This window comes from Micromonospora sp. DT233 (assembly GCF_049841815.1).
Classification (GTDB): Bacteria; Actinomycetota; Actinomycetes; order Mycobacteriales; family Micromonosporaceae; genus Micromonospora.
This window is the reverse complement of record NZ_JBNCLB010000001.1, coordinates 465,471-488,463: the sequence shown is the minus strand read 5'-3', so window position 1 is coordinate 488,463 and position 22,993 is coordinate 465,471. Positions and strand designations below refer to the sequence as shown.

19 protein-coding genes and 1 pseudogene are annotated in these 22,993 nt (G+C 74.2%); 13 read left to right on the top strand and 7 right to left on the bottom strand.

The annotated features are described in order from the left end of the window. Positions 1 to 45: 45 nt before the first annotated feature. Positions 46 to 1,683 carry an ABC-F family ATP-binding cassette domain-containing protein gene (locus tag ACLQ2V_RS02345; protein ID WP_425716641.1) on the bottom strand — a complete coding sequence of 546 codons (1,638 nt, stop codon included), beginning with the start codon at positions 1,681 to 1,683 and terminating at the stop codon, positions 46 to 48. 228 nt (positions 1,684 to 1,911) lie between these two features. Between ACLQ2V_RS02345 and ACLQ2V_RS02340 the strand changes: the two genes are divergently transcribed. From ACLQ2V_RS02340 to ACLQ2V_RS02330, 3 genes are all read left to right on the top strand, one after another. Continuing rightward, positions 1,912 to 2,676: an ROK family protein gene (locus ACLQ2V_RS02340; protein WP_425716640.1), complete on the top strand. Its 765-nt coding sequence runs from the start codon at positions 1,912 to 1,914 to the stop codon at positions 2,674 to 2,676. A 95-nt stretch (positions 2,677 to 2,771) separates the two neighbouring features. Then, a complete protein-coding gene (locus ACLQ2V_RS02335) occupies positions 2,772 to 3,140 on the top strand; it encodes a tetratricopeptide repeat protein (RefSeq protein WP_425716986.1) in 369 nt (122 codons plus the stop codon). Positions 3,141 to 3,307: 167 nt separating this feature from the next. Continuing rightward, positions 3,308 to 3,562, top strand: coding sequence for a Smr/MutS family protein (locus ACLQ2V_RS02330; protein ID WP_117664998.1), 255 nt, complete (start codon positions 3,308 to 3,310; stop codon positions 3,560 to 3,562). 39 nt (positions 3,563 to 3,601) lie between these two features. Here ACLQ2V_RS02330 and ACLQ2V_RS02325 read toward each other — a convergent pair whose 3' ends face one another. Further along, complete coding sequence (locus ACLQ2V_RS02325; protein WP_425716639.1) at positions 3,602 to 4,051, bottom strand: GNAT family N-acetyltransferase; 450 nt, start codon at positions 4,049 to 4,051, stop codon at positions 3,602 to 3,604. 128 nt (positions 4,052 to 4,179) lie between these two features. Here ACLQ2V_RS02325 and ACLQ2V_RS02320 point away from each other — a divergent pair, with 128 nt between their 5' ends. Further along, on the top strand, positions 4,180 to 4,674 hold the full coding sequence (locus ACLQ2V_RS02320; protein ID WP_425716638.1) for a GNAT family N-acetyltransferase: 495 nt from the start codon (positions 4,180 to 4,182) through the stop codon (positions 4,672 to 4,674). A 140-nt stretch (positions 4,675 to 4,814) separates the two neighbouring features. Here ACLQ2V_RS02320 and ACLQ2V_RS02315 read toward each other — a convergent pair whose 3' ends face one another. Next, positions 4,815 to 7,199, bottom strand: coding sequence for a M28 family peptidase (locus ACLQ2V_RS02315; RefSeq protein WP_425716637.1), 2,385 nt, complete (start codon positions 7,197 to 7,199; stop codon positions 4,815 to 4,817). A 265-nt stretch (positions 7,200 to 7,464) separates the two neighbouring features. On the opposite strand from ACLQ2V_RS02315, the gene ACLQ2V_RS02310 reads away from it, so the two are divergent. The 7 genes from ACLQ2V_RS02310 to ACLQ2V_RS02280 all read left to right on the top strand — a co-directional run bounded on the left by ACLQ2V_RS02310 (position 7,465) and on the right by ACLQ2V_RS02280 (position 16,475). Next, positions 7,465 to 8,664, top strand: coding sequence for a PP2C family protein-serine/threonine phosphatase (locus tag ACLQ2V_RS02310; RefSeq protein WP_425716636.1), 1,200 nt, complete (start codon positions 7,465 to 7,467; stop codon positions 8,662 to 8,664). Beyond that, positions 8,661 to 10,469 (top strand): sensor histidine kinase, encoded by a 1,809-nt coding sequence (locus tag ACLQ2V_RS02305; RefSeq protein ID WP_425716635.1) that lies wholly within the window; start codon positions 8,661 to 8,663, stop codon positions 10,467 to 10,469. Before ACLQ2V_RS02310 ends, ACLQ2V_RS02305 begins: the two co-directional genes overlap by 4 nt. After that, on the top strand, positions 10,466 to 10,918 hold the full coding sequence (locus ACLQ2V_RS02300) for a response regulator (RefSeq protein ID WP_425716634.1): 453 nt from the start codon (positions 10,466 to 10,468) through the stop codon (positions 10,916 to 10,918). Before ACLQ2V_RS02305 ends, ACLQ2V_RS02300 begins: the two co-directional genes overlap by 4 nt. Continuing rightward, the gene (locus tag ACLQ2V_RS02295; protein WP_425716633.1) at positions 10,911 to 11,720 is read left to right on the top strand and encodes an inositol monophosphatase family protein; all 810 of its coding nucleotides are present in this window, start codon (positions 10,911 to 10,913) and stop codon (positions 11,718 to 11,720) included. Before ACLQ2V_RS02300 ends, ACLQ2V_RS02295 begins: the two co-directional genes overlap by 8 nt. Before the next feature lie 420 nt (positions 11,721 to 12,140). After that, on the top strand, positions 12,141 to 13,103 hold the full coding sequence (locus tag ACLQ2V_RS02290; RefSeq protein WP_425716985.1) for a coiled-coil domain-containing protein: 963 nt from the start codon (positions 12,141 to 12,143) through the stop codon (positions 13,101 to 13,103). A 36-nt stretch (positions 13,104 to 13,139) separates the two neighbouring features. Beyond that, positions 13,140 to 14,693 (top strand): fused MFS/spermidine synthase, encoded by a 1,554-nt coding sequence (locus tag ACLQ2V_RS02285; protein ID WP_425716632.1) that lies wholly within the window; start codon positions 13,140 to 13,142, stop codon positions 14,691 to 14,693. Between the two features lie 108 nt (positions 14,694 to 14,801). Further along, a complete protein-coding gene (locus ACLQ2V_RS02280; protein WP_425716631.1) occupies positions 14,802 to 16,475 on the top strand; it encodes a protein kinase domain-containing protein in 1,674 nt (557 codons plus the stop codon). Positions 16,476 to 16,580: 105 nt separating this feature from the next. Here ACLQ2V_RS02280 and ACLQ2V_RS02275 read toward each other — a convergent pair whose 3' ends face one another. The 3 genes and pseudogenes from ACLQ2V_RS02275 to ACLQ2V_RS02265 form a co-directional block, all read right to left on the bottom strand. Further along, positions 16,581 to 17,249, bottom strand: a complete 669-nt coding sequence (locus ACLQ2V_RS02275) for a potassium channel family protein (protein ID WP_425716630.1) — start codon at positions 17,247 to 17,249, stop codon at positions 16,581 to 16,583. Beyond that, the gene (locus tag ACLQ2V_RS02270) at positions 17,239 to 18,573 is read right to left on the bottom strand and encodes a TrkH family potassium uptake protein (protein ID WP_425716629.1); all 1,335 of its coding nucleotides are present in this window, start codon (positions 18,571 to 18,573) and stop codon (positions 17,239 to 17,241) included. The genes ACLQ2V_RS02275 and ACLQ2V_RS02270 overlap by 11 nt, the downstream gene beginning before the upstream one ends. A 505-nt stretch (positions 18,574 to 19,078) precedes the next feature. Next, a pseudogene (locus ACLQ2V_RS02265) lies at positions 19,079 to 19,291 on the bottom strand (helix-turn-helix domain-containing protein); the annotation flags it as partial. Positions 19,292 to 19,355: 64 nt separating this feature from the next. Here ACLQ2V_RS02265 and map point away from each other — a divergent pair. Then, a complete protein-coding gene (gene map / locus ACLQ2V_RS02260) occupies positions 19,356 to 20,138 on the top strand; it encodes a type I methionyl aminopeptidase (RefSeq protein WP_425716628.1) in 783 nt (260 codons plus the stop codon). 153 nt (positions 20,139 to 20,291) lie between these two features. Here the strand turns inward: map and ACLQ2V_RS02255 are convergent, their stop codons facing one another. Continuing rightward, positions 20,292 to 21,113: a hypothetical protein gene (locus ACLQ2V_RS02255; protein ID WP_425716627.1), complete on the bottom strand. Its 822-nt coding sequence runs from the start codon at positions 21,111 to 21,113 to the stop codon at positions 20,292 to 20,294. Between the two features lie 142 nt (positions 21,114 to 21,255). Here ACLQ2V_RS02255 and ACLQ2V_RS02250 point away from each other — a divergent pair, with 142 nt between their 5' ends. Next, positions 21,256 to 22,989, top strand: coding sequence for a BTAD domain-containing putative transcriptional regulator (locus ACLQ2V_RS02250; protein ID WP_425716626.1), 1,734 nt, complete (start codon positions 21,256 to 21,258; stop codon positions 22,987 to 22,989). The last annotated feature ends 4 nt before the right edge of the window (positions 22,990 to 22,993 follow it).

The window sequence follows — 22,993 nt, the reverse complement described above, 5'->3', positions numbered from 1 at the left end:
CCGATACCCGAACGAGCAGCGGATATGCCCACCCCGGCGGGCGCGTCACCCCTCGGTGATCCGCCCCGCGTCCACCCGGATCCGGCGGTTCACCGCGACCGCGTCGAGCATCCGCCGGTCGTGGGTGACCAGCAGCAGCGTCCCCGGGTACCCGGCCAGCGCCGACTCGAGCTGCTCGATGGCCGCCAGGTCGAGGTGGTTGGTCGGCTCGTCGAGCACCAACAGGTTCACCCCGCGCCCCTGCAACAGCGCCAGCGCCGCCCGGGTCCGCTCGCCCGGCGACAGCGACGCCGCCGGCCGCAGCACGTGCTCGGCCCGCAGGCCGAACTTGGCCAGCAGCGTCCGCGCGTCCGCCGGCGCCAGCTCCGGTACGGCCAGCCGGAACGCGTCCAGCAGGGGCTGGTCGCCGAGGAAGAGCCCCCGGGCCTGGTCGACCTCGCCGACGACCACGCCGGGGCCCAGCGCGGCGTGCCCGCCGTCCAGCGGCAGCCGGCCCAGCAGCGCCGCCAGCAGGGTGGTCTTGCCGGAGCCGTTCGCCCCGGTGATCGCCACCCGGTCGGCCCAGTCGACCTGGAGGGTCACCGGGCCGAGGGTGAAGCCGCCCCGGCGTACCACGGCGTCGCGCAGCGAGGCCACGACGGCGCCGGCGCGGGGCGCGGCGGCGATCTCCATGCGCAGCTCCCACTCCTTGCGCGGCTCCTCGACCACCTCCAGCCGCTCGATCAGCCGGTCCGTCTGCTTGGCCTTCGCCGCCTGCTTCTCCGACGTCTGGCCGCGGAAGTTCTTGACGTGCTTGTCGCCGTCGGTGGCCTTGCGCCGGGCGTTGCGCACGCCCTTCTCCATCCAGGCCCGCTGGGTGCGCCCCCGCGCCTCCAACCCGGCCCGGGTGTCGGCGTACTCCTCGTAGTCGGCGCGGGCGTGCCGGCGGGCCACCTCCCGCTCCTCCAGGTAACCGGCGTAACCGCCGCCGTAGTGCCGGACCTGCTGCTGGGCCAGGTCCAGCTCCAGTACCCGGGTCACCGTGCGGGCCAGGAACTCCCGGTCGTGGCTGACCAGCACCGTGCCGGCGCGCAGCCCGGTGACGAAGCGCTCCAGCCGCTCCAGCCCGGCCAGGTCGAGATCGTTGGTGGGCTCGTCGAGCAGGAAGATGTCGTACCGGCTGAGCAGCAGCGACGCCAGCCCCGCCCGCGCCGCCTGGCCGCCGGAGAGCCCGGTCGTCGGGTGGTCCAGGTCGACGGCGAGCCCCAGCTCGGCGGCGACCTGCGCGGCCCGCTCGTCGAGGTCCGCGCCGCCGAGGGCGAGCCAGCGCTCCAACGCCTCCGCGTACGCGTCGTCGGCCCCGGCCGCCCCGGCCGTCAGCGCCTCGGTGGCCGCGTCGAGGGCGGCCTGCGCGGCCGTCACCCCGGTGCGCCGGGCCAGGAAGTCCCGCACCGTCTCGCCGGGCCGCCGCTCCGGCTCCTGCGGCAGGTGCCCGACGCTCGCGGTGGGCGGGCTCAACGTGACGCCGCCGGCCTCCACGGGCAACAACCCCGCGAGGGTACGCAGCAGCGTCGACTTGCCCGCCCCGTTCGCCCCGACCAGGCCGATCACGTCGCCCGGGGCGACCACCAGGTCCAGCCCCGAGAAGAGCAACCGCTCACCGTGCCCGGCGGAAAGCTCCTTGACCACCATCGTCGCGCTCATCAGTCCCCGACCCTATCGCCCCACCCCACCCCACCCACCCCACCCTGCCCACCCCCCCACCCCCCCGCCCCCCGCCCGCCCGCCCCCCCGCCTCGTTGATCAAGAGGTTTGCGTCAAGTTTGATCTCTGGTCTGACCGAAACCTCTTGATCAACGAGGCGGTGGGGGCGTGGGGGTGGGTTTGGTGGGGGTTCCCCGTGGAGGGGTGGCGCGGGGGAGACTCAGCGGCGTGGTGACGACTTTGGCGATCGACTGCGGGGGCGGCGGGATCAAGGCGTCGGTGCTCGACGGGGCGGGGACGATGCGGGCCCGGCCGCTGCGGGTGCCCACCCCGTACCCGCTGCCGCCGGCGCTGCTCGTGAAGACCCTGCTGGATCTCGGTGCCCGGCTGCCCACGGCGGACCGGGTGACCGTCGGGATGCCCGGCATGCTGCGGCACGGCGTGGTGGTGGCCACCCCGCACTACGTGACCCGCGCCGGGCCGCGCAGCCGGGTCGACCCCGACCTGCTGGCCGAGTGGTCCGGTTTCGACGCGCGGACCGCGATCGCCGAGGCCTTCGGCGTGCCCGCGCTGGTGCTCAACGACGCGGAGGTGCACGGTGCGGGGGTGATCGCCGGCACCGGCCTGGAGCTGGTGCTGACGCTCGGCACCGGGCTGGGCAGCGCGGTCTTCGACGGCGGGGTGCTCGCCCCGCACCTGGAGCTGTCGCACGCCCCGGTGCGTTGGGGCACCACCTACGACACGTACGTGGGGGAGCCGGAGCGCCGCCGCCTCGGCGACGCGTTCTGGTCCCGCCGGGTCCGGCAGACCGTCGACGGGCTGCGCCCGGTGTTCCGCTGGGACCGGCTCTATCTCGGCGGCGGCAACTCCCGGCTGATCCGCCCCGAACAGCTCGCCCGGATGGGCGACGACGTGGTGGTGGTCCCCAACACGGCCGGCATCGTGGGCGGCGTGCGCGCCTGGGAGCTACGGGGCCAGCGGGCCCGGTCCTGACCGCCGCCGCGACTTCCGCCGAGGAACACTCGCGCTCCGCCCGGCGTTGTGCCAGCGTCGGAGCAGTGGCGGCGCGAGACGAGGGGGTGGGGTCGATGGATCTGCTGGCGGAGTACCGGCGGGCGACCATGTTCTTCGAGATGGGCGACGCGTCCGAGGCGGCCCGGCTGCTGGAGCCGATCATCGCGGCCGAGCCCGGCAACTCCTCGGTGCGGCAGCTGCTGGCCCGGGCGTACTTCCAGACCGCCCAGCTCGGCCGCGCCGAGGAGCAGCTGCGTGAGCTGGTGGAACGGGACCCCAGCGACCACTACGCCCATCACGTGCTCGGTCGGACGCTGGAGCGGATGAACCGCCCGGTGGAGGCGCTGCGGCACCTGCGCATCGCCGCCGCGATGTACGCGACGAACACCGACTACACGACCGCGCTGCGCCGGGTGGAGAGCCGCATCGGCGGCCGCCGCTGACGCAACGGCGGGTTGTCCGGCAGACCTTGGACACTTCGCGTTCACCGCGACGTGAAGTGTCCAAGGTCGCGGGCGCTACGCCGGGCGGGGAACGCCTGAGTGCCCTCGCGGTGGCTGCGGGCCTACCATGGGCAGCCAATGGACGCTGCGCAGGTGGTGGAGGCGCGATGAAGCTCAAGCTGGACCTGCACGACATCTTCAACAAGGGGCAGGACATCGACCGCGCGCTGCGCGGGATCATGGACGAGGCGGTGGCGAAGAAGGCCACCCTCGTCGAGATCATCCCCGGCAAGGGCTCCGGCCAGCTCAAGAAGCGGGTCCTGCGCTTCCTCGACCAGAAGGACGTCAAGCAGCTCTACCACCGGGTCGAGAAGGACTCGAAGAACTTCGGCCGCCTCTTCATCCACTTCCGCTGGAAGTAGCGACATCGTCGTCAGTGTCCCGTATACCGGGCTGACGGTTCAGAGGGCCAGGACGCCGACCGTCTGGCCGCCGCTCTGCTCGCCCGTCGGCCGGAAGCCCAACTTCAGGTAGAAGCCCTCCGGCCCACCCGCCCGAGGCTCCCACGTGACGTGTGCCCGGGTGCCACCTCGGGCCCGGATCTCCGCGCAGACGGCCGCCACGGCGAACCGGCCGTAACCGTTGCCCTGGGCGTCGGCGGCGATGTTCAGGCGCCAGAGGCCGGAGCGCAGGTCGTCGGGATCGTCGCCCCACGGGATGTCGAGGAAGGCCATGACGAAGCCGACCGGCCGGTCGTCGGCGCAGATCAGCCTCGGCCAGGCCCGGTCGCCGAAGACGTACGCCTCGGCCAGTGACGTGACCACCGGCTCCACCAGATCCGCCTGATCGGGGCGCACCGACAGGGCCAGCGCCGCCTCGTAGTTCTCCGGAGTGATCTTCGCCAGCCGCATGTCGCGGACCCTAGCGGGCGGCGGCGGGGCCGACGACCGAGTTCTTCGTGGGCCGCCATCGTCGGCACGAAGGCCGGCAACTGCGGATACGGGTTGCCTGCTCCGCACGTCTGGGCCACCCTTCCCGCGTGATCGAGACCCGAGTGCTGACCGAGGACGACTGGAAGCTGTGGCGCCGGCTGCGGCTGGCCGCGCTGACGGAGGCGGCGTACGCCTTCGGCTCCCAGCTCGCCGACTGGCAGGGCGACGGCGACCGCGAGGAGCGCTGGCGCGCCCGGCTGGCCGTCCCCGGCTCGTACAACATCGTGGCGACGCGCGACGGCGAGCCGGTCGGCATGGCCGGCGGGATGCCGACCGATCGGGCCGGCGTCGCGGAGTTGATCTCCATGTACGTGGCCCCGGCGGGTCGGGGCCGGGGCGTGGGCGACCACCTGGTGCGGGCGGTCGAGCAGTGGGCGCGGCGGGCCGGCGCGGGGACGCTGCGGCTGGCCGTGACGGAGGGCAACGACACCGCCTCGGCGCTCTACCGGCGCAACGGCTTCCGCGACACCGGCGAGCTGGGCGACCTCATGCCCGACGGCGTCCGCCGGGAGCACGTCATGGCCAAGGACCTGACCGCCTGACGACCGGCGGGTGACCGGCGGAGGCGGAGACGCGTTACGGAGACCTGCGGCCGAGGCGGCCGGAAGGCAGGGCCGGGGGAGGCGCGGCCAAGGGAGCACGGCCGGGGCGGGCGTCCCGCCCGCCCCGGCCGCGCGACGGCTCACAGCGGGTACGTGCGGGCCACCGCGAGCAGCTCCGAGCTGTGCGAGCCGACCACCCCGACGTCCGCCGGGCGGGGGCGGAAGCCGGGCACGGCGGTCAGGCCGTCGCTGCCGTCCATGGCCCGCAGCGTCGTCGGCCGGTCGCCGGCCGCCAGCACCAGCGTGATCTCGACGCCCTCCGGCGGCGGCGCGTGGAAGACGATCCCGTAACCCCAGGGCGCGCCGTCGGTGGCCCGGCCGCCGCCGAGCCGTCGCCCGTTGACGGTGGCCGACTCGACCACGGTGCCGGCGTCGACGTGCAGGGTGACGAAGCGGACCGTCCGCTGCGGGACGAGCCGTACCCGCACGGTGCGCTGCCCGGCGGCGCGGGTGTCGGCCAGCACGTCCACCTTCGGCGCGGGCAGGCTCGCCGCCTGGGCCGGGCCGCCCCGCAGGTCGGGGTCGCCGAGGCCGGGGAGGTCGCCGACGTCGGCCGGCCCGTCGACGAACTGCGCCGTCCAGGGCTGCGGTTCGGCCTCCCGGCTGAGCCAGCGGGCCTGCCCGGTGCCGGCGTCGAGGGCGTACATCAGGTGGGTGGGGGTGGGGTGGGTGGCGTCGAAGCGGTCGGCGGCGAGCCCGACCCCGGCGAAGACCGCCGCCGCGAGGCCGGCGGCGACGGCCGGCAGCGCGCCGGCCCGGCGGGCGCGGGCGGCGACCAGCCCGCGCTGCCCGCCCGCCTCGGGGTGCAGCAGGTCCGCCACCGGCAGCGCGGCCAGGCCGAGCAGCGCCACGACCAGGGCCGCGACGCCGCCCATCGCCATGCCGAGCGCGGGGAAGAGCAGCACCACGGGCGGCAGCAGGATCAGCACGGCGACCGCGCCGGCCAGGGTCACCGCGACCACCGGCCACGGCCCGTCGATCCGGGCGGTCAGCGCGACCAGGCCGGCCAGCGCGCCGGCCAGGGCCGGCAGGCTCGTCAGGTACGCCCCACCGGGCACCAGCACCGCGAGCAGCACCCCGAGCACGGCGAGCCAGCCCAGCCCGCCGATCGCCAGGGCGGCCGGGCCGACCCGGCGGCGGGTCAGCGCGTACCAGACGAGCAGGATCGTGGCGGCGAGCGCCACCACCGCCAGCCGGTACCAGGTCGGCCGGTACGGGTCGAGCAGCTCGGCGTGGTTGGGGCGGATGGCGGTGATCCCCGCCCAGAGCAGTTGGGCGGCCAGCGGCGCGGCGACGATCGGCACCAGCGTCAGCCCGAACCCGGCGGCGATCCGGCCGTACGTGCTCCGGCCCCGGCGGCGGGCCAACCAGCCGAGGGCGGCCACGGCGACCAGGGCGGCCAGCGCCAGCGGCAGCACCAGCCAGCCGGGGTAGCGGGCCAGCCCGCCGGGGACCGGGAAGTAGGTGGCGTCGTGCCCGGCGCGCAGGTCGGTCAGGTCGGCGCGGCCGAACTCCCGGGCCAGGCCGAGCGCGTTGTCGCCGTGCTGTTGCAGGCTGCCCCGGTCGACCTTGGCGGGGGTGTCCAGCGGGGTGTGGTAGATCGCCGCGCCGTCGATGTACGCCGAGTTCAGCCCGACGAACCCGGCGCGGTCGAGGAACGGGGTGAAGTCGGTGTCGTTGGGCAGCGCCCGGTAGATCTCCACCGCGAACGAGGTGCCGACGGGGTGCGGGGCGGCCCGGCCGAAGACGTCCACCAGCTTCGCGTTGTCGCGGGACGTCTCGAACATGACCACCGGCCCGGTCGAGCCGCGCGCCTCCAGGTTGAGCACCACCCCGCCGTCGGCGGCGAGCGGGTGGTCGGCGGCGAACGCCGAGGCCCCGCAGAGGCACGCCTCCTCGGCGTCGGTGAGCACGAAGACGACGTCGTTGCGGGGGCGGGGGCCGGCGGTGAGCGCCCGCGCCGCCTCCAGCACGGCGGAGGTGCCGGCGGCGTCGTCGTTGCCGCCCGGCCCGGTCTGCACCGAGTCGTAGTGGGCGACCAGGAAGACCTTCCCGGTCGGGTCGGTGCCGGGGAGCCGGGCGACCACGTTGCGGACCCGGGCCAGGGTCGCCCCGGCGGCGGCCCCGCTGAGCTGGCCGGCCTCCTCGGCGGTGGTGTCCTGCACCTCGGTCTGCAGGCCCAGGCCGCGCAGCGTGCTCTCCACGTGCGCGCGGACCTGGTCGTTGGCCGCGCTGCCGGCCGGGTGCGGTTGGCCGGAGATGGCCTGCACGTGCTGGTACGCCCGGCCGGCGCTGAACGAGTCGGCCGGGGCGTCGGCCGGGGCCGGGGCGGGGGTTTCCAGGTCGTACGCGACGGTGCCGCCGACCGCGAGCAGGGCGGCGAGCGCGGCCAGGGCGGCGAGCGCCCGGCGACGGGGCCGGGCCAACGCGTGGTCGGCGGGGCGGGTGGGGGGCGGTGCGCCCACGGGGACTCCTCGGGGGTGGGGCCACAGGTGGGCACCATCCTGCCCCGTCGGCGCGGGTGGCGGGGCCTTCGCCGGCCGCGGATCAGCCTGGTTGATCATGGGTGGGGCGGGCGGCCGGTGCAGGGCCCGCCGTGTTGTGTGCGACCGTTGTCTAATACAGGATCAGCAGGGCACTCGGAAGGAGCCCGACATCACCAGCGATCTTCCGCGCCTCGGTGCCGTGACCAGGCCGTACCGGGGGACCGGGTCTGCCGGTTCCTCCGTCGTGCCGTACCCGCACGGCGGCCTCGGGCGGCACCCCAACCTGCCGCCCGGTGAGCGGCTGCGGGTGCTGCTGGTCGAGGACGACGAGGGCGACGCCTTTCTGGTCGGCGAGCTGCTCGCCGAGACCAACTCGATGATCGACCTGCTGGTCGCCACGAGCCTCAGCGAGGCCCGGCAGCGGGTGATGGGGGTCGACTGCGTCCTGCTCGACCTGGGGCTGCCCGACGCGCAGGGGCTGGACGGGCTGCGCCAGGTGCTGGAGATGTCCAGCGGCGCCGCGGTGTGCGTGCTGACCGGGCGCTCCGACGAGCACCTGGGCATCGTCGCGGTCGCCGAGGGCGCGCAGGACTACCTGGTCAAGGGGCAGGTCGACGGGGTGCTGCTGACCCGGGCGCTGCGCTACGCGGTGGAGCGCAAGCGGGCCGACGTCAACGCCCGGCGGCTGCGCGAGGTGGAGCTGCGCCAGGCCGAGTCGGCCCGGCTGGAGCGGGGCCTGCTGCCGCAGCCGCTGATGTCGACCGACGAGGTCGAGGTGCACACCTTCTACCGGCCCGGCCGGCACGCGGCGCTGATCGGCGGCGACTTCTACGACGTGGTGCAGACCCGGCCCGACCGGGTGGACCTGATCGTCGGCGACGTGTGCGGGCACGGGGTCGACGAGGCGGCGCTCGGGGTGGAGCTGCGGGTCGCCTGGCGGGCGCTGGTGCTCGCCCGGGTCCCCGACGACGAGGTGCTGCCCGCGCTGGAGCAGGTGCTGATGAGTGAGCGCCGGCTCCAGGAGATCTTCGCCACCGTGGCCACCGCCCGGCTCGACCTGAGCCGCAACGCCGCCACGGTGCGACTGGCGGGGCATCCGCCGCCGCTGCTGCTCTCCGGGGGTAAGGTCGCGCCGGTGCCGGCCCCGGGTGGTTTGCTGCTCGGCGTGCGGCCGCGCCGGCCCGTGGCCTTCGACCTGGAGTTCGACACCGATGACTGGTCCCTGCTGATGTACACCGACGGCCTGATCGAGGGACGGGTGGGCGACGGCGACGAACGGCTCGACGTCGACGGTCTGACCACCCTGCTGGGCGAGCCGGAGAACGCCGCCGTGCCGCTGGACGAGCTGCCGGCCTGGCTGGTGGGGCGGGCCGAGCAGATCAACGGCGGCCCCCTCGCCGACGACGTCGCCATGCTCCTGCTGAGCAGGGGCGGTGGCCGGTGAGCGCGGGCCCGCCGTGGACCCTGCGCCGCCGGGTCGTCGCGCTGCTCGCCGTGGTCAGCGTGCTGCTCGGCGCCTCGGTGGTGGCGGAGATCGCCGTCGCGGCGAAGAACCGGCAGCACATCCAGACGCTGCTGGAGCGCACCGGCCCGCTGCGCGCCCACTCCCAGGAACTGCTCAGCGTGCTGGTCGACCAGGAGACCGCGGTGCGTGGCTACGCGGTCACCGGCGACCGCGAGGACCTCGAACCGTACGTCCAGGGCGGTGAGCGGGAGCAGCAGCTCTACCGCGCGATGGAGCCGCTGATCAAGATCTACCCGAGGCTGGACCGGCTGCTTGCCACCATCAAGGCGGAGGCCGCCGAGTGGCGGCGGACGGTCGCCCAGCCGGTGGTCGACACCACCGCGCGGGACGGCACCGCGGCCGGGCAGGCGTTGATCACCGATCAGCCCCGGCAGCGCTTCGACGGGATCCGGGACTCCGTGGCCCAGCTTCAGCAGGGCATCCTCGACGAGCGGGAGAAGGGCGCCGACAACATCTACCGCACCAGCACCCTGCTGGTGGTGCTGCTGATCGTGGCGGCGCTGGTGGTGGTCGCGGCCGGTGTGGTGCTGCTGATCTCGCTGGAGCGGATGGTGGTCCGGCCGCTGACCGGTCTCGCCGAGCAGGTCCGCGAGGTGGCCGAGGGCGACTACCAGCACCACATCGCCGGGACGGGTCCGCCCGAGTTCCAGCGGCTCGCCGTGGACGTGGACGCGATGCGCCAGAAGATCGCCAAGGACCTCAGCGAGGTGCGCGAGGCGCGGGCGAGCATCGAGTGGGTCAACAGCCAGCTGCAGAAGCAGGCCGAGGAGCTGGTGCGCTCCAACCGCGACCTGGAGCAGTTCGCGTACGTCGCCTCGCACGACCTGCAGGAGCCGCTGCGCAAGGTGGCCAGCTTCTGCCAGCTCCTGCAACGCCGGTACGCGGGGCAGCTCGACGAGCGGGCCGACCAGTACATCGCCTTCGCCGTCGACGGCGCGCAGCGGATGCAGCGCCTGATCAACGACCTGTTGGCGTTCTCCCGGATCGGGCGGCTCACCACCGGCTTCACCGAGGTCGACCTGAACCGGGTGATGGGGGACGTGGCCGGGCAGACGGAGTCCGCCCTGCAGTACGCCGACGCCGAGCTGACCTGGGACGAGCTGCCCGCGATCCGCGGCGAGGAGCCGCTGCTGACCAACCTGCTGGCGAACCTGGTCAGCAACTCGATCAAGTTCCGCCGCCCGGACGTACGGGCGAAGGTGCACGTCTCGGCGCGGCTGGTCGACGACGAGTGGGAGATCAGCTGCCAGGACAACGGCATCGGCATCGAGCCGGAATTCGCCGACAAGATCTTCGTGATCTTCCAGCGGCTGCACTCGAAGGACGCGTACCCGGGCACCGGCATCGGCCTGGCGATCGTCAAGAAGATCGTCGAGTACCACGGGGGCCGGGTCTGGGTGGACACCGACGTTCCCGAGGGGACCGCGATCCGGTTCAGCCTCCCGGCGCTGCCGGAGCACGTGGAGGCGGCACGGGCCGCCGCGCAGCGGGCCGACGAGGGCGTGGCCGACGAGGGCGTGGCCGACGAGGCGGACGAGGCCAGGGAGGCCGGGGCGCCGGCCGACGGCGCGACGCCCACCGAGGCCGGCGCGGCGGGGGCGGGACTGCCCCGCCCACCCGCACCCCGCACGGCCGGGGATGGCACGGCCGGGGACGACGCGGCCGGGGACGACGCGGCCCAGGAGAGCGAGAGCACGGGCGGCGCGAAGGAGACGGTGACATGACGGCACCAGCGGACGGCAGGAGCCCCATCGAGGTCCTGCTGGTCGAGGACGATCCGGGCGACGTGCTGATGACCCAGGAGGCGTTCGAGGAGCACAAGCTGCGCAACCGGCTGACCGTCGTCTCCGACGGGGCCGAGGCGCTGGCCTACCTGCGCCGGGAGGGCCGGTACGCCGACGCCGTCGCCCCGGACCTGATCCTGCTCGACCTCAACCTGCCCCGCCGCGACGGCCGGGAGGTGCTGGAGGAGATCAAGAAGGACGAGCGCCTCTGCCGCATCCCGGTGGTGGTGCTGACCACCTCTGAGGCTGACGAGGACATCCTGCGCAGCTACCAGTTGCACGCGAACGCGTACGTCACCAAGCCGGTGGACTTCGAGCGGTTCATCTCGGTGGTCCGGCAGATCGACGAGTTCTTCGTCAGCGTGGTCAAGTTGCCGCCCCGTGGCTGACACCCTGCTCGACGACGTAGCGGAGCTGCTGCACCGGGCCGCCGCCCAGGTGGTGCTGCCCCTGTTCCAGAAGCTCGACGACGCCGACATCGCCGAGAAGGCCCCCGGCGAGCTGGTGACCGTCGCCGACCAGCGGGCCGAGGAGCTGATCAGCGCCGAGCTGCGCCGGTTGCGCCCCGGCTCCGTGGTGGTCGGCGAGGAGGCCGTCGCGGCGGACCCGACCTTGCTCGACCAGTTGCGCGGCGGCGGGGACGTGTGGCTCGTCGACCCGGTCGACGGCACCTCCAACTTCGCGGCCGGGAAGCGGCCGTTCGCGCTGATGGTGGCGCTGCTGACCGATCGTGCCCCGGCCGCCGCGTGGGTGCTCGACCCGCTCGGGGAGACGCTGGCGGTGACCCGCGCGGGCGAGGGGACCCGGGTCAACGGCGTACCGGTCCGGGCCGGCGACGACGCGCCGCCGGTCGGTGAGCTGCGCGGCACGGCGATGACCCGGTTCCTGCCGCCGGAGGACCGGCGGCGGGCCGAGGCCGGCGGGAAGCGGATCGGTCAGCTGCTGCCCGGCCAGCACTGCGCCGGCCGGGAATACCTGGACCTGCTCGTCGGCGAGCAGCAGTTCGTGCTCTTCTGGCGCACCCTGCCCTGGGACCACGCCCCGGGGACGCTGCTGGTGCGCGAGGCCGGCGGGGTGGCCCGGCGGTTCGACGGCAGCGACTACCACCCCGGCGACGACGGCCACGGCCTGCTGGTCGCCACGAACGAGCGGGTCTGGGCCGAGGCCCACGACGCCCTGAACCTGACCTGACCGGTCCGGCGCCGCCGCCGCACCCGACCGGACCGGCCCCGTCGACGCCGCCGGAACCGGTCCGGTCGATCCGGTGCGCGATCGACCGGGGACGCTGCGTCCACATCGACGCGGCGCGAGGTCACGGGCCTGGGTGGCGGCGGCGGATCCGGTATTCTGACCGGCGGTTCCCGCCCAGCAGGCCGCCGCCCGGCGCCGGTGGGGGACGCCGCCGCGCCGCGACGATGGGCTCGGCGGTCGACGGAAGGGACGCTGCCCGTGCCTGGTACCAGCCTCATCCGGCGGCGCGGCGCGGGGCCGTCGCCCGCCTCGACGGATCGCCGTTCCGAGGGGTCACCGCCCACCCCGGCCGGTCGCCGTTCCGAGGGGTCACCGCCCACCCCGGCCGGCGGTCGGCGCGGCCGGGCGGTGTGGACGGTGCTGCTGGCCGCCGTGGCGCTGCTGCTCGGCGTCGGGGCGGTGCCGGCCTCGGCCGAGCCCGACGAGGGCGGGACGAAGAAGCTGCACGAGGCCCTGAACGCCGCCGCGAAGGGACACATCGAGGCGAAGGCGAAGCTGGACAACTCCAAGCGTCGCCAGCGGCTGCTCAACGATCAGCTCAAGGCCGTGGAGTCCCGGCTGGGCGGGCTGACCGAGCAGGTGGTCGAGGTGGCCGCGCAGTCGTACCGGATGGGGCGGGTCTCGGCCCCGGCGCTGCTGTTGCAGAGCGCGTCGCCGGAGTCGTTCCTGCGCCGCGCCGCCGAGCTGGACGTGATGGCCCAGCGGGACAGCCGCCGGCTGCGCGAGCTGGCCCAGGCCCGCGAGGAGGCCAACCGCGCCAAGATCGGTATCGACACCGAGGTGCGCGAGCAGCGCAGGCAGCTCGCCGCGCTGGCGAAGAAGAAGCGGGAGGCGGAGACGGCGCTGGCGGCGGTCAGCTCCGGCGGCGGCGCCGGGTTCTCCGGCGGCTCCTCCTCGGCGCGCCCGGCCCCGCGCAACTCCGACGGCTCGTGGCCCTCGGAGTCCTGCTCCGTCAACGACCCGACCACCTCCGGCTGCATCACCCCGCGCACCCTGCACGCCATGCAGCAGGCCAAGGCCGCCGGCTACACGCGGCACGTCTCCTGCCACCGCAGCGGCGGCAGCGGCGAGCACCCCAAGGGGCGGGCCTGCGACTTCTCCGCCGCGCCGAACGGCTTCAAGGACGAGACGGCCACCGGCGGGGACAAGGCGTACGGCGACCGGCTGGCCAACTTCTACAAGAACAACGCCAGCCGGCTCGGGGTGCTCTACGTGATCTGGTACCGGCAGATCTGGATGCCGAACACCGGCTGGCGCGCGTACGGCGGCAGCGGCAGCCCGGCCGCCGACCACACGAACCACGTTCATCTCTCGATGTACTGACCCGGGTCGTCGGCCGCGAGACGTACCATCACGCGGGTGAGCAGCTCATCCCCCGACGTCGCGCATGCGTCGGCCGGGCCCGTGCCGGCCGCCGACCGCGCCCTGCCCAACGGGCTCGCCGCGTTCCTGGTCTTCGCCTCCAGCGGCGCGGTGCTGGTGCTGGAGACCGTCTCGCTGCGCCTGGTCGGCCCGTACGTCGGGGTCACCCTCCAGGTCACCAGCTCGGTCATCGGCATCGCCCTGGCCGCCATCGCCTACGGGGCGTGGACCGGCGGGTGGCTGGCCGACCGGCGCGACCCGCGCGGCCTGATCGCCCCGGCGCTGGTGCTCGCCGGCATCGCCACCGCGGTCACCCTCCCGGTCGTCCGGTACGCCGGCGAGCTGCTGCGCGGCGGGGCGGCCAGCGCCGTGCTGCTGCTCACCGCGCTGGCCGTCTTCGTGCCGGCGGCGCTGCTCTCGGCGGTCACCCCGCTGGTGGTCAAGCTCCAGCTCGCCGACCTGCGGCGCACCGGGCAGGTGGTCGGCCGGCTCTCCGGCATCGGCACGCTGGGCGGCATCACCGCCACCCTGCTGACCGGCTTCGTGCTGGTGGCCGCGCTGCCCAGCACCGTCATCGTGCTCGCCCTGGCGGTGCTGCTCGGCGTCACCGGGCTGGGCCTGTGGGCGTACCTGAGCCGGCAGGGAGGCGCGGGGCTGCCCGGTCCGGGCCGGGTCAGGGCCGCGCTGGCCGTGCTCGGGCTGGTCGGGGCGGGGCTGACCACCATCGCCCCGAACCCGTGCGACGTGGAGACGGCGTACCACTGCGCATCGGTGCAGACCGATCCCGATCGGCCGTCGGGGCGGACGCTGCTCCTCAACTCCGCCCAACACTCCTACGTCGACCTGGCCGACCCGACCCACCTGGAGTACGCGTACACGCAGTGGATCGGCGCGGCGGCCGACGTGGCCGCGCCGGCCGGGCGGCGGCTGGACGCCCTGCACCTGGGCGGCGGCGGCTTCACCGTGCCGCGCTACCTGACCGCCACCCGGCCGGGCACCGACAACCTGGTCTTCGAGATCGACGGCGGCCTGGTGGAGCTGGACCGGGCGAAGCTGGGCGTGCGCCCCGGCCCCGACCTGCGTACCGAGGTCGGCGACGCCCGGGTGCTGGTCGGCCGGGAGGCCGCCGACAGCCGTGACCTGGTCGTCGGCGACGCGTTCGGGCACCTGGTGGTGCCCTGGCACCTGGCGACCCGGGAGATGGCCGTCGAGGTCAACCGGGTGCTGCGCCCCGGCGGGATCTACGTGCAGAACGTCATCGACTACCCGCCCGGCCGCTTCGTGCGCAGCGAGATCGCCACCGTCGCCGCCGCGTTCCGGCACGTCGCCCTGGTCGCCCCGCCGGACGCGGTCGCCGGCCGGGTGGGGGCCAACTTCCTGATCGTCGCCTCCGACGCGCCGCTGCCGCTGACCCCGCTGGGGCAGCGGGTGGCCGCCCTGCCGGAGGCCGCGAGCCTGCTCACCGGCGCGACCCTGGACGCGTTCGTCGGCGATTCGCTGGTGCTCACCGACGACTACGCCCCCGTCGACCAGCTCCTCGCGACTGCCTGAACGCTTAGCGACCGCCTGAACGCCTAGCGACCGCCTGAACGGGTGAACCGCTGACCGATTCCGACCGCCGAGGGTTAGGAGCGGGCTGGTCGGGCAAGAACTGCGACCATGGGTGCAGAGGTGGGTAACGGCGCGCAGCTGCTCGGTGGCCGGTACCGGCTCATCGAGCAGCTCGGCGCGGGCGGCATGTCCGTCGTCTGGCGCGGGTACGACGAGGTGCTCGGCCGCCAGGTCGCGGTGAAGGTGCTCGCCTCCCGGCTGGCCAGCGACCGGGCGTTCCGGCACCGCATCCGCGCCGAGGCCCAGGCCGCCGCCCGGCTCTGCCACCCCCACATCACCAACGTGTACGACTACGGCGAGTCCGAGCAGGTCGGGCTGACCATGCCGTACGTCGTGATGGAGCTGGTCGACGGCGGGCCGCTGAGCGCCCGACTCGGCCGGGACGGGTCGCTGCCCTGGCGGGAGGCGGTGACCATCGGGGCGGAGGTCACCTCGGCGCTGGCCACCGCGCACGCCCGGGGGGTGGTGCACCGGGACGTGACCCCGGGCAACGTCATGCTCACCTCGACCGGGGTGAAGGTGGTCGACTTCGGCATCTCGGCGCTGGCCGGGGAGCGCGAGAAGGGCCCCGACGGCACCCTGCTCGGCACCCCCGCGTACCTGGCCCCGGAGCGGCTGGACAACGGCCAGGTCTCCCCGGCGACCGACGTGTACGCCGTCGGCCTGCTGCTGTACCGGATGCTCACCGGCCGGCTGCCCTGGCAGGCCAGCACCACCACGCAGATGCTGCGCGCCCACATGTACGCCGACCCGGAGCCGATGCCCGGCCTGCCCGGCCTGCCCGGCGAGGTGGCCGAGCTGGTGCACCGCTGCCTGGCCAAGCGCCCCGAGGACCGGCCGGCCACCGTGGAGGTGGCCCGCACCCTCGCCGGGGCGGCCGGGATGCTGGCCGTGGTGCCGGTGTCGCCGGCCCCGGGCGGGGCCACCCCGCTCGACGCGGCCATGCTGGCCAACGCCGGCACCACGATCCTGCCCTGGTCCTGCGACACCGACGCGTTGCCGTTCTCCAGGCGGACCCGCAGCCGCAAGACCCTGGCCCGGCGGCGTCGGATCGAGGCGGGGGTGGCGGCGGCCAGCCTGGTCGCGGTGACCGCGACGGTCTGGGGGGTGACGTCGCGCAGCCCCGCCAGCGGGGGCGCCGAGCGGCCCACCACGGCCCGGATGGCGCTGACCGGCCCGGCCCCGTGCGCCGTCGACTACGCGCTGCGCAGGGACTCCGGCCGGGACTTCTCGGCCGAGCTGACCGTGACCAACACCGGCGACCGGGAGCTGCGGGACTGGGCGGTCAGCTTCGCCTTCCCCGGCCAGCAGACGGTCACGACGACCGACCCGGCCGTACGCCAGCAGGGCCGCACCGTCGAGGTGCGGCCGGCCGGGGCGCAGGCCGCGCTGGCCCCCGGCGCGGCCCGCAAGGTCGCCCTGTCCGGCCGCTACACGGGGACGAACCCGCTGCCGGTGGAGTTCCGCCTCGGCGACGCGGCCTGCCGGGCGCGGGTCTCCGGGGTGGCCGGGTCGACGCCGACCACCAAGGCCCCGGCGAAGCCCGGCACCAGGAAGGCGACGGTGGCGAAGGCGGGCGGCGGCTCCGGCGGCGGGTCCAAGGCGGGCGCCGGCAAGCCCGCGAAGGCCGGCAAGCCCGCGAAGGCCGGCAAGCCCGCGCCGCCGGTCAAGCCCGCGAAGCCCGGCAAGGCCGAGGGGCCCGGCCGGGGAAAAGGCCGCTGACCGAGGGGAAGGGGGCAGGCAGGGGCCGGGACCAGGGCCGGCACCGGGACGAGGGCCGGGGTCGGCACGAGGCCCGGGGCAGGTGACCGCTCAGCCCAGCATGGCTCAGCCCAGCATGGCGAAGCGCTGCACCTGGGCGATGTTGCCCTCCACCACCACCACGCTGCCGGTGGTGAGCACGGTCGCCGGGTCGGCGTACCGGAACCGCTCACCGGGCAGCTTCGCGCCGACGATCATCACCCCGTAGCGCTCCGCCGGGGCCAGCTCGCGCAGCGGCCGCCCGACCAGCGCGTCCGGCACCCGGACCTTGGCGATGGCGAAGTCGTCGCCGAACTCGATGAAGTCCAGCATCTTGCTGACGATCAGGTGCGCCACCCGCTCGCCCGTCTCCGCCTCCGGAAAGATCACGTGGTGGGCGCCGACCGAGCCGAGGATCAACGCGTGCTTGTCCGAGGTCGCCCGCGCCCAGATCTGCGGCACGTCCAGCTCGGCCAGCGCCAGGACGGTCAGCACGCTGGCCTCCAGCGACGCGCCGATGGCCACCACCACCCGGCGGAAGTCGACCACCCCGAGCTGGCGCAGCGCGCCCTCCTCGGTGGCGTCGGCCTGCACCACCCGGTCCAGGTGCCGGGACCACTTCTGCACCCGGTCGGCGTCGCGGTCGATGGCGAGCACGTCGTGGCCGAGCTGGGTCAGCGAGGTGGCCAGGTGGCAGCCGAAGCGCCCGAGCCCGATCACCGCGATGCCGCTGTCGTCCGCGTTCCTAGCCGACAATGGGATGCTCCTCCGGGTAGCGGTACAGGCGTCGTCGGGTGTTCAACGCGATGGCCGACCCGAGGGTGAGCGGGCCGACCCGGCCGACGTACATCAGCAGGGTCAGCAGGAGCTGCCCCGGGTCGGCGACGGCCGAGGCGACCCCGGTGGAGAGGCCGGTCGTGCTGAACGCCGAGGTCACCTCCAGCAGCGCCCGGTGGTACGGCAACCCCTCGGTCAACAGCAGCAGCACGACCGTGCCGCCGACCACCAGGGCGACGCTGAGCAGCGCCACGGTCAGCGCCTGCCGCTGGCTCGCCGTGGCGACCCGGCGGTGGCCCACCGTGACGTCCGGCTCGCCGCGCAGCTCGGCCCAGATGGTGAAGCCGAGCAGGAAGAACGTGGAGACCTTGATCCCGCCGGCGGTGCTGGCGCTGCCGCCGCCGATGAACATCAGCGCGATCAGCAGCGGAATGCTCTCCTCGTCGACCCCCGCCATGTCGAGGGTGGCGAAGCCGCCGGTGCGGACCACCGCGTTCTGGGTGAACACGGCCAGCACCTTGCCCGCGACGTCGTACCCGCCAATGGTGCGCGGGTCGGACCACTCGGCGGCCAGCAGGCCGGCGAAGCCGACCACCAGCAGCGCCGCGCTGCCCCAGACGGTGAGCTGGGTGGCGATCGCCCAGTGGCCGGGGCGACGCCACTGCCGGGTCGCCTCGAACAGGGCGGGGAAGCCCAGCCCGCCGACGATCGTGCCGAACGCGAGGGGCAGGCAGATCCACGGGTCCCGGGCGAAGCCGACGAGGCTGTCGGGGAAGAGCGCGAACCCGCCGTTGTTGAACCCCTGCACCGCGTGGAAGAGGCCGTACCAGAGCGCCCGGCCGGGCGGGTAGTCGTAGCCGAGCCAGAACCGGCCGGCGAGGACGGCGGTCATCGCCACCTCGCAGACGCCGGCGGTGGCGGCGATGCCGAGCAACAGCCGGCGTACGTCGCCGATGCCGAACTCCGCCGTCTCGGCCTGCACCAGCAGCCGGTTACGCAGCCCGAGCTGCCGGGCCACCACCATGATCACCAGGGTCGCGCCGGTCAGGATGCCGAGCCCGCCGACCTGGGTGAACACGGTGATCAGCACCAGCCCGAACGCGCTCCAGTAGCCCGGGGTGTCCACCACCGACATGCCGGTGACGGAGACCGCCGAGGTGGCGGTGAAGAGCGCGGTGACGAACGGGGTGCCCCGGTGTGCGCTGGTCGCGGCCGGCAGCATCAGCAGGACGGTGCCGAGACCGATCGCCGCCAGGAACCCGAGCGGCACCAGCCGGACGGGATGACGGAAGAACCGGCGCACCAGGCCAATCTTCCTGTGCCGGCCGGCCGCCGGTGCCGAAACGCCCAGCTGCCCGGCGGTGGGAGGCAAGCCCGCCCTCCCACCGCCGCATAGTGGGCGAACCCTACGACCCCTACCCGTCAGTGGCGGCGGTCACTCTCTCCGAAGCGCGCCCAGCTCGCCCCTTGCACGGATTGCTACCGTTCAGGACCAGACGCCGGGCGGGGTGGGCGTGCTCGGTGGCAGGGTGGCATCGGGCACGGCGGCGCGACCTCGGAGACCGCCGGGCGGCGGTGAAGAGCGCGGTGACGAACGGGGTGCCCGGTGCTCGCTGGTGGCGGCCGGCAGCATCAGCAGTACGGTGCCGAGACCGATCGCCGCGCCTGCCGGGCTACGAGGCCAGTCGCTCGCCCGCGTCGTCGTGCCCAGAGCCGATCAATTCGGGCCGGCTGCTCTCTTTGATCTGATTGCTCCCCTTGCCTCCCTCGCTCTCCTGGATCTCCTTGATCTCCGCCCAGACCGCGTCCAGGGAGAGGCCGAGGACGTCGGCGATCGCGGCGATGGTGGGGAACGACGGGGTCGCCACCCGGCCCGATTCGATCTTGCGGAGGGTCTCCGGCGAGACCCGGGCGTCGAGCGCGATCCCGAGCATCGAGCGCTCTCCCCGGGCGCGACGCAACAGTGCGCCGAGGCGCTGCCCGCGCTCGACCTCTGCGGGGGTGAGCGGCAACCTGACCATGGCTGCGATTCTAGTACCGGGATAACATGGCCGGGATAGTTATTGCTCGCTAGGAAGGCGTCGCATGATCGAGATCCTGAACCCCACCGAACTGCCCCGCGCGAGGGAGGCGGGCGCCCTGGTCGCGGACATTCTGCAGACGCTGAAGAGCCGTACCGTGGTGGGTACCAACCTCATGGAAATCGACGCGTGGGCCAAGGCCATGATCATCGAGGCCGGGGGAGTGTCCTGCTACGTCGACTACGCGCCGTCCTTCGGGCGCGGGCCGTTCGGCCACTACATCTGTACGTCCGTCAACGACGCCGTGCTGCACGGCCGGCCGTACGACTACTCCCTCGTCGACGGCGACCTGCTCTCGCTCGACCTCGCCGTCAACAAGAGCGGAGTGGTCGCGGACTCCGCCATCAGCTTCATCGTGGGCGACTCGCGGCCCGCGGAGAGCGTCGCGATGATCGAGGCGACCGAGCGGGCGCTGGCTGCGGGGATCGCGGCGGCCCGGCCCGGCGCTCGCGTCGGCGACCTCTCCCACGCCATCGGCTCGGTCCTGCGCGAAGCGGGGTACCAGGTCAACACCGAGTTCGGCGGTCACGGCGTCGGGTCGACGATGCACCAGGACCCGCACGTGTCGAACACCGGGCAGCCCGGCCGGGGATACAAGCTGCGCCCCGGGCTGCTGCTGGCGCTGGAGCCCTGGATCATGGCGGACACCGCCGAGCTCGTCACCGCCGCCGACGGCTGGACGCTGAAGAGCGTGACGGGCTGCCGTACCGCGCACAGCGAGCACACGATCGCCATCACCGGCGACGGCGCCGAAATCCTCACCCTGCCGAAGCGGGCGCGCGGCTGACCCCGCACCCCCACCCCGCTGACCCCGGGGCGTGACGGACGCCTGCCGCAGGCCCCTCGACCGGGCTGCCCGACGCTGCCGCTGCGAGCGACCACGACGGAAGGGGCGCGGGCCCCCCGTGCGGCCGCGCCCCTCCCGTCACTCGCCCGCCGATCAGCCGTTCAGCATCTCGTACGCGATCTTCGGCGCGTCCTGAGCGGCGGCGCCGGTGGGGGCGGTGACCTTCGGCGCGCTGCCGTGGTCGCGGTACTCGACGACATACGGGTACGCCTTGCGCTTGCCGGCGGCCGGAACCTGAAGGGTCAGCCGGGTGAGGTTGCCGTCCGGGCCGACCTGCGCGGTGAAGGGCACCGCCTTCGCCGACGCGCCAAGCGCCCTCGTCTCCTCGGCCTCCAGCACCTCGGCGGCGTTGCCGGCGGTGAGGTCGATCGTGCCCGCGTACTTCCCGGCGCCCTGCTCCTCGACCGTCGTCGCGGCCTCGATCAGGGGGCCGGTGTTGCCCACGTCCGGACCCTCCCAGACCGGCGCGCTCGCGGCGTCGGTGAGCCGGGCGCGGTCCAGCTTCAACCAGCGCTCCGGCAGCTTCGGCAGGCCGGTCAGGCCCTTCGTGCCGGTGAACCGCACCTTCATCCAGACCTGCTCCGACACGATCCGGAAGGTCATCCGGGTGGTGAAGCCCAGCTCGGCGTCCTTGACCGAGTGGGTCAGCTCCATCCCCTTCGCGGCCGGGTCGACCAGGCCGGAAAGGGTGGCCTCGGAGTCCCGACCGGCGAAGCGGAAGGCGCCGTCCTCCTCGTCGGGAACGGCGGCGAGCAGGGTCTCCTTCGGCGTCGGCGCGGCGCTCTTCTCGGGGGCTGCGGCCGGGTCGGAATCCGCCCCCCCGCATCCCACCACCAGGGCGCTCGCGACCAGGGCGACGGCGGTGGTGGTCACGACCCGGCGGAGGAGCCCGGCGGTACGGCTGTGCTGTGTCATCGCGGATCTCTTTCTCACAGTCTGGCGGTTGCCGCAGACGATGCTGCGGGGCGTCGCTGCGGAATCGCTGCGGATATGCTGCCGTCCGACTGCCGTACGGCTGCCGCCGGCACGAGCGGGGGTGTCAGGAGCAGGAATTCGCATGTCAACGCTGCGCTTCGAGATTCTCGGTCCCCAACGGGTCCGGCACGCCGAGCAGGAAATCGATACCGGCCCCGGCAAGCAGCGCGCCGTGTTGGCGGTCCTGCTGCTCTCCGTGGGCCGGCCCGTGCCGACCGGGCAGATCATCGAGGCGGTGTGGCCGGAGGAGTCTCCGGCGAATGGTCCCAACGTGGTGCAGAAGTACGTCGCCGGGCTGCGGCGCGTGCTGGAGCCGGAGCGTTCTCCGCGTACGCCGTCTCAGGTGCTCACCCTGAGCGAGGCGGGATACCTGCTGCGGGTGCCGCCGGATGCGGTGGACGCCATTCAGTTCGAACGGTCGGTACGCCGCGCGCAGCAACTACGGGCAGAGGGCCGGGAGGCCGAGGCGGTCATCGAGCTGCGGGCGGCCACCGAGCTCTGGCGTGGCGAGCCACTGGCCGGGCTTCCCGGCCCGTTCTTCGACTCGGCGCGGTACCGGCTGGTCGAGCTGCGTGCCACCGCGCTGGAGACCCGGGTGGAGCTGGAACTACAGCTCGGCCGGTACCGGGAACTCGCCGGGGAACTGGCGGAGATGGTGGCCGAGTTTCCGCTGCGGGAGCGGCTGCGCCACCAGCTCATGCTCGCCCTCTACCGCAGCGGCCGGCAGGCCGAGGCGCTCGCCGCGTACCGGGAGATCGGCGAGCTGCTGCGTGACGAGTACGGCATCGAGCCGGGGAACGCGCTCCAGGAACTGCACCGACGAATCCTGCGTTCCGACCCGTCGCTCGGGGCGTCGGGACCCCCGGCCGTCGTTCCGCCGCCCGCTGCCGGAGCCCCGCCGTCCGTGTCCCCGGTCGCCGTGCCTCCGGTCAGCGCGCCGGGGCCCGTAACGTCGGCGCCGCCCGCGCCGGGGCCCGTAACGTCGGCGCCGCCCGCCGCGCCGGGGCCCGGGGGCGCGGCCTGGCCGCCCGCGTCGCCCCCGCCCGCCGTCGCCTCTGCCGTGCCGGCTCTGCCGTATGTGTCTCCCGTGCCCGGTGTCCCGGCGAGCGGGGCGCTCTGGCGTGCGCCCCGCTGGCTGAGCGTCACCTCGACCGTCGTGGGCGTCGCCGTCACCCTGCTGTCGCTCGGCGCCCTCACCTGGGTGATCACTCTCGCGTACGCGGCGTGGCGGCGTAGCTGGCGGCTGGCCGTGGCGAGCCTGGGCTACCTGGGGCTGGTCGTCAGCTTCTTCTACATCGCCATCAGCACCGAGGGCGAACCCGGAGACGGGGGAGTCCTCTACTTCCTCGCCGTGTTGGCGGTCTGCTGGTGCGGTGGGCTGCTGCACGTCGTGCTGCTGAACCGGGAGCTGCAGACCCTGCTGGGGCGCAGTTTCGGGCGCCGCAGCCGGGCCAACGAGGACGACCGACGGGCACGGCGGGAGCAGGCCCGTCACCTGCTGCACCACCATCCGGCGGCCCGGCACGAACTGGGTGTCGGCCGCCCCGACCTGCCCCGCGTCTTCGACGACGGCGGGCTCGTCGACATCAACGCGGTCACTGACCAGGTGCTCGCCGCACTGCCTGGGCTGACCCCCGACCAGTGCCGGCACATCATCGCCGAGCGGGCCCTGCGCGGCCCGTACTCGTCGGTGGAGGAACTGGCCGGTCGGTGCCTGCTGCCGCCGACCGTCACCGACCACCTCCGCGACATCCTGCTCTTCCTGCCGCCGGGCCTGCCGCATCGTGATCGGTCGGCAGCGCCGAACGCCTGGTAGAAAT

Bases quoted from the DNA above. Each gene is read 5' to 3' on its own strand.
- ACLQ2V_RS02345 (WP_425716641.1), bottom strand. From the start codon at position 1,683: ATGAGCGCGACGATGGTGGTCAAGGAGCTTTCCGCCGGGCACGGTGAG.
- ACLQ2V_RS02250 (WP_425716626.1), top strand. From the start codon at position 21,256: ATGTCAACGCTGCGCTTCGAGATTCTCGGTCCCCAACGGGTCCGGCAC.
- map (WP_425716628.1), top strand. From the start codon at position 19,356: ATGATCGAGATCCTGAACCCCACCGAACTGCCCCGCGCGAGGGAGGCG.
- ACLQ2V_RS02300 (WP_425716634.1), top strand. From the start codon at position 10,466: ATGACGGCACCAGCGGACGGCAGGAGCCCCATCGAGGTCCTGCTGGTC.
- ACLQ2V_RS02325 (WP_425716639.1), bottom strand. From the start codon at position 4,051: ATGCGGCTGGCGAAGATCACTCCGGAGAACTACGAGGCGGCGCTGGCC.
- ACLQ2V_RS02280 (WP_425716631.1), top strand. From the start codon at position 14,802: ATGGGTGCAGAGGTGGGTAACGGCGCGCAGCTGCTCGGTGGCCGGTAC.
- ACLQ2V_RS02255 (WP_425716627.1), bottom strand. From the start codon at position 21,113: ATGACACAGCACAGCCGTACCGCCGGGCTCCTCCGCCGGGTCGTGACC.
- ACLQ2V_RS02335 (WP_425716986.1), top strand. From the start codon at position 2,772: ATGGATCTGCTGGCGGAGTACCGGCGGGCGACCATGTTCTTCGAGATG.
- ACLQ2V_RS02330 (WP_117664998.1), top strand. From the start codon at position 3,308: ATGAAGCTCAAGCTGGACCTGCACGACATCTTCAACAAGGGGCAGGAC.